Source organism: Fulvivirga lutimaris (assembly GCF_009711525.1).
GTDB lineage: Bacteria > Bacteroidota > Bacteroidia > Cytophagales > Cyclobacteriaceae > Fulvivirga > Fulvivirga lutimaris.
In genome coordinates this window covers 1-8,061 of sequence record NZ_SMLV01000269.1, presented here as the reverse complement: position 1 = coordinate 8,061, position 8,061 = coordinate 1, and the positions used below count along the sequence as shown (strand labels likewise).

Annotated in this window: 9 protein-coding genes; all 9 read left to right on the top strand. The window is 38.0% G+C overall.

The window, feature by feature from the left end; genetic code table 11:
* Positions 1-308 precede the first annotated feature (308 nt).
* The gene (locus E1140_RS04155; RefSeq protein ID WP_155179356.1) at positions 309-1,187 is read left to right on the top strand and encodes a MerR family transcriptional regulator; all 879 of its coding nucleotides are present in this window, start codon (positions 309-311) and stop codon (positions 1,185-1,187) included.
* A 99-nt stretch (positions 1,188-1,286) separates the two neighbouring features.
* On the top strand, positions 1,287-1,793 hold the full coding sequence (locus E1140_RS04150) for an RNA polymerase sigma factor (RefSeq protein ID WP_185153418.1): 507 nt from the start codon (positions 1,287-1,289) through the stop codon (positions 1,791-1,793).
* A gap of 7 nt (positions 1,794-1,800) precedes the next feature.
* Positions 1,801-3,279 carry a phytoene desaturase family protein gene (locus tag E1140_RS04145; RefSeq protein WP_155179352.1) on the top strand — a complete coding sequence of 493 codons (1,479 nt, stop codon included), beginning with the start codon at positions 1,801-1,803 and terminating at the stop codon, positions 3,277-3,279.
* Positions 3,279-4,115 carry a phytoene/squalene synthase family protein gene (locus E1140_RS04140; RefSeq protein ID WP_155179350.1) on the top strand — a complete coding sequence of 279 codons (837 nt, stop codon included), beginning with the start codon at positions 3,279-3,281 and terminating at the stop codon, positions 4,113-4,115. Before E1140_RS04145 ends, E1140_RS04140 begins: the two co-directional genes overlap by 1 nt.
* 1 nt (position 4,116) lies before the next feature.
* The gene (gene idi / locus E1140_RS04135; RefSeq protein ID WP_155179348.1) at positions 4,117-4,641 is read left to right on the top strand and encodes an isopentenyl-diphosphate Delta-isomerase; all 525 of its coding nucleotides are present in this window, start codon (positions 4,117-4,119) and stop codon (positions 4,639-4,641) included.
* Positions 4,642-4,686: 45 nt separating this feature from the next.
* The gene (locus E1140_RS04130) at positions 4,687-4,860 is read left to right on the top strand and encodes a DUF6435 family protein (RefSeq protein ID WP_155179346.1); all 174 of its coding nucleotides are present in this window, start codon (positions 4,687-4,689) and stop codon (positions 4,858-4,860) included.
* Positions 4,853-6,157: an FAD-binding domain-containing protein gene (locus E1140_RS04125; RefSeq protein WP_185153417.1), complete on the top strand. Its 1,305-nt coding sequence runs from the start codon at positions 4,853-4,855 to the stop codon at positions 6,155-6,157. Before E1140_RS04130 ends, E1140_RS04125 begins: the two co-directional genes overlap by 8 nt.
* Positions 6,154-7,599 carry an SDR family oxidoreductase gene (locus tag E1140_RS04120; protein ID WP_155179344.1) on the top strand — a complete coding sequence of 482 codons (1,446 nt, stop codon included), beginning with the start codon at positions 6,154-6,156 and terminating at the stop codon, positions 7,597-7,599. Before E1140_RS04125 ends, E1140_RS04120 begins: the two co-directional genes overlap by 4 nt.
* A gap of 85 nt (positions 7,600-7,684) precedes the next feature.
* A partial coding sequence (locus E1140_RS04115) for a hypothetical protein (RefSeq protein ID WP_155179342.1) occupies positions 7,685-8,061 on the top strand: 377 nt, incomplete at its 3' end.

Here is an 8,061-nt window from a genome sequence, read left to right as displayed (position 1 = left end):
TGGAGTACGCATGGTCACTGCAATAGCCTTCTCTAACCTTGAATCTAGTGGCCCATAGGTCAACCTGATTTCCAGAGGCTCTTCAACAGCCAAAAGATCTGATTGCTCATTCCTTTTTTCAGCTGAAACTTTGATAATTTCGGTAGCTCCAACGGTTGTATTTACCATAGTTTAAATTTACGAAATTCGCAGAAGAGATGAACGGATAAACACAGCGCTTCAGATCAAGTCACAAGTTATTATGGTGTAAAGAATAATTTTATAACATTGCATACATTACGTTGTTAATCATACGATTAGCGAAAAATATGGCAAACTATTCTATTAAGGAACTTGAGGCATTGACGGGTATAAAAGCCCATACAATAAGAATTTGGGAGAAAAGACACAATCTTATTAGTCCTGAAAGGTCAGAAACCAACATTAGAACATATTCAGACAAAGATTTAAAGCAAATCCTTAATGTCTCTATTCTTTATAATCAGGGTTTTAAAATTTCAAAAATTGCCAGCCTTACACAGGCAGAACTTTCCTCTAAGATTCAAGACCTGGCCAATGACGTAAAACCTGAGAATGAAGTTTTCATTGATCAGCTGACAATCTGTATGGTGGATCTTGATGAAGATAAATTTGAAAAAACCCTGTCAAGCTGCATCCTTAAAAAGGGTTTTGAAGAAACTGTTGATAATGTCATTTATCCATTTCTAAGAAAGATTGGAGTACTTTGGCTTTCTAATAAGATCAACCCGGTACAGGAGCATTTTATCTCCAACCTTGTACGCCAAAAAATGATCGTTGCTATTGACGGCTTACATGAACCCGCTGAAAAAGAAGAAAGCATTGTTTTATTCCTTCCTGAAAATGAGTTGCACGAATTAGGGCTGCTGTACTTTCATTACCTGGTCAAAAAGAGAGGTTATAAAACCTATTACCTGGGGCAGGATGTGCCATTTCCTGATTTGAAAAAAGTTTGTGACAAGATAAACCCCGATATACTCATAAGTTCTGTAGCCTACATAGGTTCGGAAAAGAAGTTCATAGAATACCTGGCTGTGGTTGAAGAAACCTTTAAGGACAAACGTATTTACATGACAGGGCAACCTATGTTCAATAAGAAAGATGTTATCCCTGTAGGCATAACCCTTTTTGAAAAACCTTCCGATTTGTTAAACTTATTAGACCAATAAGTTTTGTTTAATCATTTGTGATTTTTGTTAAACATTAATTTGTATATGAATTCTATTTGGTTATATTTGTTTAACGTTTTAATCAAAACATTAAACATTATGACTGCATTAGAATTCAATCACCAGGTAGCATCTTTAAAAGATACTTTAGAGTTATTTACAAAAAAATTCACCAGCGACAAGATGGAATCTGAAGATCTGGTGCAGGACACTGTTTTAAAAGCGCTTACTTATAGAGATAAGTTTAGACAAAATACAAACCTTAAAGGGTGGCTTTTCACCATCATGCGCAACACGTTCATCAATAATTACAGAAAGATGCAGCGTGCTAAGACCTCTCATGATGATACCAAAGAATTGTACTTCTTAAACGTAGCAGATGACTATACATTCAATACACCTGACGGTAGTTACGAGTATAAAGACATTCAAAAGTGTGTACATGAAATTAAGGAGGACTTATTAATACCTTTTGAAATGCACACTGAAGGTTTTAAATACCACGAAATTGCTGAGCAGCTGAATATTCCTATCGGCACTGTTAAGAATAGAATCTTTCATGCCAGAAAAGAAATCCAGAAAAAATTAGTAGCTTATTCCCAATAAGCGATATATGACAAAAAAGATAGCAGTCATCGGTTCTGGCTTTGCAGGCATGTCAGCCGCAAGCTTTCTAGCCAAAGGAGGATGCGATGTAACAGTATTTGAAAAGAACGATTCTATTGGAGGTCGAGCCCGTAAGTTTTCAGCTGAGGGCTTTACTTTTGATATGGGACCAAGCTGGTACTGGATGCCAGATGTTTTTGAAGAGTATTTCAAGTCCTTTGGGCACAAAGTAGAGGACTTCTACAAGTTAATAAGACTAGATCCCTCTTATAAAGTGTATTTCGAAGATAAAATGGGTGTTGACATACCCGCTGATCTTAATGCATTTTATGCCCTTTTTGAAAAAATAGAAAAGGGAAGTAGCGTCTTTTTGAAGCAATTTCTTGAAGAAGCTGCTTATAAATATGAAGTAGGTATTAATGACCTGGTATATAAACCCGGAAGGTCAGTCACAGAATTTATAGATAAGCGCTTAATGCTTGGAGTGTTTAAGCTCCATGTGTTTAAGTCCATCTCTTCTTACATAAGAAAGCATTTTAGAGACAGCCGACTAGTGCAACTCCTGGAGTTTCCAGTGCTGTTTTTAGGTGCTAAACCTCAGGAAACCCCAGCACTTTATAGTTTGATGAACTATGCAGATATCTGCTTAGGAACATGGTATCCTGAGGGTGGTATGCACAAGATTGTTGAAGGAATGGAAAAAGTAGCACTTGAACAGGGTGTTAAATTCAAAACTTCACAGACTGTCGAGAAGATCACTGTAGAAAATAAAAAAGCTACTGGCATTGTAGTAAATGGTAATTTTGAAGCTTTTGATTATGTAGTTGGAGGAGCTGATTATCACCATGTAGAGCAACATCTGCTGGATGAAAAACATCGTATGTACGATGAGCAATATTGGGACAAGCGTGCGCTTGCCCCATCGAGTCTCATTTTCTATGTTGGGCTAAACAAGAAAATCGAAAATTTGAGACATCACAACCTTTTCTTTGATGAGTCATTTGATGATCATGCAGTTGAAATTTATGATGATCCACAATGGCCATCTAAACCCTTATTCTATGTTAGCTGTACTTCAAAGACCGATCCTGATGCTGCTCCTGAGGGCATGGAGAATGTTTTCATTCTCATTCCGGTAGCGACTAATCTGGAAGACCGTGAAGCGGACAGAGAAAAATATTTTGATATGGTAATGGCCAGAATGGAGACACTCACTGGCGAAAAAATAAAAGATCATGTGGTGTACAAGCGGAGCTATGCACATCAGGATTTCATCAAAGACTACAACAGCTACAAAGGAAATGCTTATGGTTTGGCCAATACGCTTAAACAAACTGCCATACTTAAGCCTTCTATTATAAACAAAAAGGTAAATAATTTGTATTATACAGGTCAGCTTACTGTTCCGGGGCCGGGAGTACCCCCTTCTCTGATTTCAGGCCAGGTGACTGCAAGGGAAATTCTCAAAGACATTAAAAACAACTGATGAAAGAACTATTTGACAAAGTATCTCTGAAATGTAGTCGGTATGTAACTACCTCTTACAGCACCTCATTTTCTTTGGGAATTAAGTGCCTTGACAAACCTTTACGAGATCCTATATGCGCTATCTATGGTTTTGTGCGCTTTGCCGATGAAATAGTGGACACTTTTCATGACTTTGACAAACAAGACCTACTTGACCGGTTCAAAGCCGATACTTATAAGTCAATAGAAGAAAAAATAAGCCTGAATCCTATTCTTAATAGTTTTCAACACACTGTTAATCAATACAATATTGATTTAGATCTAATAGAAAAGTTTCTATACAGTATGGAAATGGATCTTACAAAAACAGAATACAATCAGTCGAATTATGAAGAGTATATTTTAGGTTCTGCAGAGGTAGTTGGTTTAATGTGCCTAAAGGTTTTTTGTAATGGCGATGCCGTTCAATATGAAAAGCTCAAGCCTTATGCTATGAAACTTGGCTCAGCCTTCCAGAAAATCAATTTCCTAAGAGACCTGAATGCTGACTATGTAGAAATGGGAAGAACCTATTTTCCTGGCGTTGAGCTAAACAACTTCGATGATAAGGAAAAACTTGAGATAGAAGCTGATATTCAGAAAGACTTTAATATGGGGCTGGAAGGCATTAAAAAGCTACCCAAATCATCACGATTTGGTGTTTATCTGGCTTATGTATATTATTATGCCCTATTCAATAAAATAAGGAGAACACCATCATCCAGAGTACTTAATAAAAGAATTAGGATTCCGAATCAGGTTAAATTCTCTATTTTGTTTTACACCTATCTAAGACACCGTTTAAATATTATTTAGCATGAGTGAGGTTATTCTGGTAAATTCTAAGGATGAAGAATTAGGTATTCTGGATAAGATGGAAGCTCATTTTGAGGGTGTGCTGCATCGTGCTTTTTCTGTATTGGTATATAACTCAAAAGGAGAAATGCTAATTCAAAAAAGAGCAGCGGATAAATATCACTCGGGTGGCCTATGGACCAATGCATGCTGCAGTCATCAACATCCTGGAGAGTCTAGTGAAGTAGCAGCCAAAAGAAGATTGAAAGAAGAAATTGGTCTGGAAGCCAACCCTGAATTTCTATACAAATTTATCTACAAAGCAGAGCTAGACAACAACCTTACTGAGTTTGAATACGACCATGTGCTTACCTGCATTACTGATGATAAACCTGTTCTCAATCCTGCAGAAGTAGAAGATTTCCAGTATGTAGATATCAAATCTTTAATGCTCGATATTCAGCAAAATCCCACTAATTATACCTTCTGGTTTAAGCAGATTATGGAAAATCTGCAGAGCAAAATGACGCTTGAAGTGGAGTCATAACTTATTCTTTACATAGTTGTTATTGGTAGTAAAATCACTCAAACTATGTTTTCATTTCTCAAATCAGATCCAATTAAAAAATTGCAAAAGAAGAAGTCTGTGTTGTTGGAAAAGGCCATGCATATCCAGCGCTCAGGAGACTTAAAATTATACGCCTCTAAAATGGCCGAGGTAGATCAACTGGAAAAAGAAATTGAAACCTTGAAAGCCGGTGAGTAAACCCAGAGTTAATATATTTTGGTTTAGACGAGATTTACGTCTTTATGATAATACTGGTCTTAACGTGTGCTTAAAAAGTGACAGGCCTGTTTTACCGATATTTATATTTGACACTAATATTCTGGAAGACCTGGAAGATCGTGATGATGCTAGGGTTACGTTCATCCATGATCAACTGGAACGCATAAATCAAAGTCTAAAAAGTAAAAACAGTGGCTTAAAGGTCTACCATGGAGATCCTCAAGAAATATGGGAGGAGCTCACTGGCACCTTTGATATAGGTGAAGTTTTTACCAACAGAGATTATGAGCCTTATGCAAGAAGTAGAGACAAGGCTATTTACGAGTTTCTTGATTTAAAAAAAATACCATTCAATACCTACAAAGATCATGTGATCTTTGAAAAGAAAGAGGTAGTGAAAGAAGATGGTAGTCCATATGTTGTTTTCACCCCTTACAGCAAAGTATGGAAAAAGCGGCTGCAGGATAATCCATGTCATGTGGCTTCTGACATTATGGGACTAGATAACTTCTATCAATTCACTGCCGAGTTACCTTCTTTAAATGACTTAGGTTTTGAAAGATCAAGAATTGAAATTCCACCCAACGACCTGGATGAGGCCCTGATAAGCAAGTATGGAGAAACAAGGGATTATCCGGCCATCAAAGGCACTTCCAGATTAGGGATTCACCTGAGATTTGGCACAGTAAGCATTCGTAAAGTTGTGCAGCTGGCTAAATCGAAAAATGAGACTTTTCTCAATGAGCTGATTTGGCGTGAGTTTTATCAAACGATATTGTTCCACTTCCCTAAAGTGGTAGATAACAACTTTAGGTCTAAGTATGACCATGTGGAATGGCGCAATAACGAAGAAGAATTTAAAGCCTGGTGCGAAGGAAAAACCGGATATCCGATTGTAGATGCCGGCATGCGTGAGCTTAATACTACCGGTCACATGCATAATCGTGTGCGAATGATTGTAGCTAGTTTTCTAACCAAACACCTGCTGATAGATTGGCGCTGGGGTGAAGCGTATTTTGCAAGAAAGCTGCTTGACTTTGAGTTAGCAAGCAACAATGGCGGATGGCAATGGGCAGCTGGCACAGGCACAGATGCACAGCCTTATTTCAGGATATTTAATCCGGAATCGCAAACCAAGAAGTTTGACCCTGAGTTGAAGTACATCAAAATGTGGGTACCTGAGTTTCAGGAACTATCCTACCCAAAGCCTATTGTCGATCACAAATTTGCCCGTGAGCGCTGCCTTGATACTTTCAAAGAAGCTTTGGAAGCATGAGAATCTTACTCACAGGTTCGACTGGTTATATTGGCCGCAGGCTTTTGCCCATATTAGTACAAGAAGGCCATCATGTAATCTGTCTGGTACGTGATCAGCGCAGGTTCGATTGGGATGATTTTGATGCTGAATTCCTTAGTCATGTCACCGTTGTTGAAGGTGATCTTTCAATGCCCGAAACGCTGAAAGATATAAAACTGGAAATTGATGCTGTCTATTACATGGTGCACTCACTGTCCAATTCCTATTCCAAATTTTCAGATATCGAACAGGTAACGGCACAGAGTTTTGCCGATCTGATTAAGGATACCTCAGCAAAACAAATCATATACCTCAGTGGCATCTCCAATGATGATGAACTCTCGGAGCACCTGCAATCACGCAAGGATGTGGAGACGGTATTAAAAAGCTCTGGAGTACCTGTCACAGTATTAAGAGCAGCCATTATTATTGGCTCCGGCAGTGCCTCGTTTGAGATCATTAGAGATCTGGTAGAGAAATTGCCCGTGATGATCGCGCCTAAATGGCTAAAGAGTAAATGTCAGCCGCTGGCAGTAAGAAATGTGATAGAATATCTCGCAGCAGTTTTAGATAATGAAAAAACCTTTGGTAAAACCTTCGATATAGGTGGCCCTGATATTCTTACCTACAAGCAGATGCTACTGCAATATGCCAAAGCCAGAAAATTGAAACGGTTTATCATTTCAGTACCTGTTCTTTCTCCAAAACTATCGTCCTTGTGGTTGTATTTTGTTACCTCCACTTCCTACACATTGGGTCGGAACCTGGTGGACAGTATGAAAAATGATGTGGTGGTTAAAGAAGGTGATATCAACTCCATCATTCCTTTAAAACTTTACAGCTATAGTAAGGCATTGGAAATGGCGTTCAGTAAGATCAGTCAGAAAAATGTAATCTCCAGCTGGAAAGATGCAGTGGTCAATGACACCATTAAGAAGAACTTCCTTGACTTTATTGATGTGCCAAATCATGGATGTTTTCATGATGTTAGGAATGTAACCTTTACAAGGGCCATACCAGAAGTGCGCAAAAACATCTGGGAGATAGGTGGTGACCGTGGCTGGTATTTTGGCAACTGGATGTGGAAGATCCGTGGATTTATGGATTTGATGGTTGGTGGTGTTGGACTACGAAGAGGTAGAAGGAGCCCGAGCGACCTCAAGGCGGGCGATTCCCTGGATTTTTGGAGGGTGCTATTGGCAGATGAAAAAGAAAATAGACTCCTGTTATATGCAGAAATGAAATTACCTGGTGAGGCCTGGTTAGAATTTAAAATCAAAGAGCAAAATGGAAAGCAGGTACTTCATCAAAAGGCCACTTTCAGACCATTAGGGCTCTGGGGCAGATTGTACTGGTACCTTGTGCTGCCCTTTCATTTTTTAATATTTCCAATGATGGCAAGGAATATTATTAAGTATTGATAGAATTACAAGCATAATATTTGTCGTATGAAAAAGGCTTTTATTTAGAAAAGCGTTTACTTTAAATACTCAATTTACCCGGCTAATGAAAATCATTTATTCTCTACTTATTTCATTTATTTTATTGCCTACTGCATCGTTTGCTGATATGGGAACATGTTATTGTATGAAGGTAGAAATTACTACTGATGAAGGACAAAACATCACTGGTTTTATCAAACAAGAAGGATATGATCTTTATATCGAGAAAGAAAGTAATGAATTTCATTATTACTCTGATAGAGTAAAGAAGGTAATAAATTTCACCGATTCCATAACTAATCCGTTAAGGCTTAAATTATCTGAAGACAATAAGGAATTTTTCTCTTATGTAAATGCTGCTTTGCCTCAAAACATAAAACTATATTCAGATAAAATTGAAGCTAATTATAACGAGACTAACTATGACAAACGCATAGTACC